Annotated in this window: 3 protein-coding genes; 1 reads left to right on the top strand and 2 read right to left on the bottom strand. The window is 69.2% G+C overall.

Annotation, left to right across the window (positions count from 1 at the left end):
* Positions 1 to 1770 (bottom strand): aspartate--tRNA ligase, encoded by a 1770-nt coding sequence (aspS, locus tag PKE44_RS16895; RefSeq protein WP_324553600.1) that lies wholly within the window; start codon positions 1768 to 1770, stop codon positions 1 to 3.
* Between the two features lie 202 nt (positions 1771 to 1972).
* Positions 1973 to 2242, bottom strand: a complete 270-nt coding sequence (locus PKE44_RS16890; protein WP_324553598.1) for a zinc ribbon domain-containing protein — start codon at positions 2240 to 2242, stop codon at positions 1973 to 1975.
* 195 nt (positions 2243 to 2437) lie between these two features.
* Between PKE44_RS16890 and PKE44_RS16885 the strand changes: the two genes are divergently transcribed.
* A complete protein-coding gene (locus PKE44_RS16885) occupies positions 2438 to 3313 on the top strand; it encodes a ribose-phosphate diphosphokinase (protein ID WP_324553596.1) in 876 nt (291 codons plus the stop codon).
* Position 3314: the final 1 nt, after the last annotated feature.

The raw sequence follows: 3314 nt of genomic DNA, 5'->3' as shown, positions 1-3314 counted from the left end.
TCACGGCGTGCGCCGCAGCCGGATGTTCAGCTCGCGCAGCTGTTTCTCGTCGACCGCGGCCGGCGCATCGGTCAGCAGGCAGGCGGCGGTCTGGGTCTTCGGGAAGGCCATGACATCGCGGATCGACTTCGCACCGGCCATCAGCATGATCAGCCGGTCGACGCCGAAGGCGAGACCGCCGTGCGGCGGGCAGCCGAACTTCAGCGCATCGAGCAGGAAGCCGAACTTGAGCTTCGCCTGTTCGGCGTCGATGCCGAGCAGCTCGAACACGGCGCTCTGCATGTCCGGGCGGTGGATGCGGATCGAGCCGCCGCCGATCTCGGTGCCGTTCAGCACCATGTCGTAGGCGCGGGCGACGGCGTTTTCCGGGTCGGCCTTCACCGATTCGACCGCATCGCGCGGCGACGTGAACGGGTGATGCATCGCGTTCCAGCGACCGGCGTCCTCGTCCCATTCGAACATCGGGAAATCGACGACCCACAGCGGTGCCCATTCGCCTTCGATCAGCTCGAGATCCTGACCGATCTTCAGGCGCAGCGCGCCGAGGGCGTCGTTGACGACCTTCGCCTTGTCGGCGCCGAAGAACACCAGATCGCCGTCGACGGCGCCGGTGCGTTCAAGGATCGCGGCGAGAGCGGCGTCGGAGAGGTTCTTGACGATCGGCGACTGCAGGCCCTCGCGGCCCTTCGCGGCGTCGTTGACCTTGATGTAGGCGAGGCCTTTGGCGCCGTAGCGGGCGACGAAGCCGGTGTAGTCGTCGATCTGCTTGCGCGAGAGCTTCTCGCCGCCGGCCGGAACCTTCAGCGCCGCGACGCGCCCGCGCGGCTGGTTGGCCGCCCCGGCGAAGACCTTGAATTCCTCGGTCTTCATGACGTCGGTGAGTTCGGTCAGCTCCATCGGGATGCGCAGGTCGGGCTTGTCGGAGCCGAAACGCGCCATCGCCTCGGCAAACGGCATGCGCGGGAACGGATCGGGCAGCTCGACGCCGAGGATCTCGCGGAAGGTGCCGCGGATCATGCCTTCCATCAGACCGGTGATGTCGGCCTCGTCGAGGAAGGAGGTCTCGATGTCGAGCTGCGTGAATTCGGGCTGGCGGTCGGCGCGCAGGTCCTCGTCGCGGAAGCAGCGCACGATCTGATAGTAACGATCGAAGCCGGCCATCATCAGCAGTTGCTTGAACAGCTGCGGCGACTGCGGCAGCGCGAAGAATTCGCCCGGATGCGTGCGCGACGGCACCAGGTAATCGCGCGCGCCCTCGGGCGTCGCCTTGGTCAGCATCGGCGTCTCGATGTCGAGGAAGCCGTTGGCGTCGAGATAGCGGCGGAAGTGGCTGACGGTGCGCGCACGCAGCTTCAGGCGCTCCTGCATCAGTGGCCGGCGCAGGTCGAGGTAGCGGTAGCGCAGGCGCACTTCCTCGGAGATGTCCTCGTCGTCCATCTGGAACGGCGGGGTCTCGGCGCGGTTGAGGATTTCGAGATCCTTCGCGAGCACCTCGACCTTGCCGGAGGCGAGGTTCGGGTTGTCGGTGCCCTCGGGGCGGCTGCGCACCCGGCCGCGGATGCGCAGCACGTATTCGGAGCGCACGCGCTCGGCGGCGGCGAAGGCTTCGGCGGTGTCCGGGTCGATGACGACCTGCACCAGACCGTCGCGGTCGCGCAGGTCGACGAAGATCACGCCGCCGTGGTCGCGGCGGCGGTGCGCCCAGCCGCAGAGTTGGACTTCCTGACCGAGCAGGGCCTCGGTGACCTGGCCGCAATAGTGGCTGCGCATCATTCTTCGGACTTCCATCGATTCAGGCAGTTGGCCGCAGGCGCACGCGTTGCGGGCGCAGGGGCGCGGAAAGGGGCGAAAGCCTACGGGGCCGTGCGCCGGGCGCGCAAGTCGCGCGCCGGTGTCACGGCCCCGTCGGGCGAAGCAGTCGTCGTCGCCGCCGGCCGGCACTGCCGGTGGGTGCCGCCGGCGGCGGACGCGCTCAGGCGCTCGCGCAGCTGCTGGCCGAGCCGCAGCCGGCGTTGCCGCAGGCCGGGGTGTCGTCCTTCTTGGCGATGTTCTTCTTGTTGCCGGACTTGAAGTCGGTCTCGTACCAGCCGCCGCCGGAGAGGCGGAAACCGGCCGCCGAGATCAGCTTCTTCAGCGCCGGCTCCTGGCATTCGGGGCAGTCGCTCAGCGGAGCATCCGCCATCTTCTGCATGGCTTCGAGTTCGTGGCCGCACTTTTCGCAGCGGTATTCGTAGATCGGCATGGTCGGTCAACCTCGGCAGGTACGGGCGATGCGCAGCGGGCGGTCGCGCGCAAGCTGCGGAATCTTACCGCAAAGTCATGTTGCACCGCGCTAGGCAGAATTCGGCGCAGCGCAGTACGCTTGCAGACCCGCCATCTGGGGGCGCAGCGGCCAAAAACAAGACAGGACGCCGGCTGCGCCCGGAGACCGCCCCCCGTGCTGATCCTCGCCTGTCCCGACTACGCCGGACACGCCACGCGCATCGCCGAACTGCTCGGCGTCCCCTGCCGGCTGCTCGACATCCATCGCTTCCCGGACGGTGAAAGCCGCGTCCAGGTGCCGCTGCCACTGCCGGCGCACGTGGTGTTCGTGCGCACGCTGCACCAGCCGAACGCCAAGCTCGTCGAGCTGCTGCTCGCCGCCGCCACCGCCCGCCGCCACGGCGCGCGCCGGCTGACGCTGGTGGCGCCGTACCTCTGCTACATGCGTCAGGACATCGAATTCACACCGGGCGAGGCCGTCAGTCAGGGCATCGTCGGTGACTTCCTCGGCGGGCTGTTCGACGACGTGCTGACCGTCGATCCGCACCTGCACCGCATCGACCGGCTCGAAGAGGCCATCCCGCGCGGCAACCCGGTGACGCTGAGCGCCGCCGTGCCGCTCGCGCGCCTGATCGCCGCGCGCTGGCCGGAGGCGCTGCTGATCGGCCCGGACGGCGAATCCGAGCAGTGGGTCGCGAACATCGCCGCGGCCGGCGGGCTGGAGTGCGCGATCTCGCACAAGGTCCGCCACGGCGATCGGGACGTGTGCGTGAGCCTGCCGCAGGCGCGCCTCGACGGGCGCACCGTCGTGCTGATCGACGACATCGCCAGCACCGGGCGCACGCTCGCCGAGGCCGCGATGCAGTTGAAGGCGCGGGGGGCGCGGGCCGTGCATGCGGCGGTCACACACGCGCTGATCGATGCCGACAGCCTCGCGGCGCTGCACGCGGCCGGCGTCGATACCTTCCTCAGCAGCAACAGCGTGCCGCACCCGAGCAACGCGATCGAACTCGAACCGCTGCTGGCCGAGGCCGTGCGCGCGCTGGCCTGAG

Source organism: Plasticicumulans sp. (assembly GCF_035331805.1).
Classification (GTDB): Bacteria; Pseudomonadota; Gammaproteobacteria; order Competibacterales; family Competibacteraceae; genus Plasticicumulans.
Note: the sequence above shows the minus strand (reverse complement) of the source record. Positions and strands in the feature narration are given on the sequence as shown.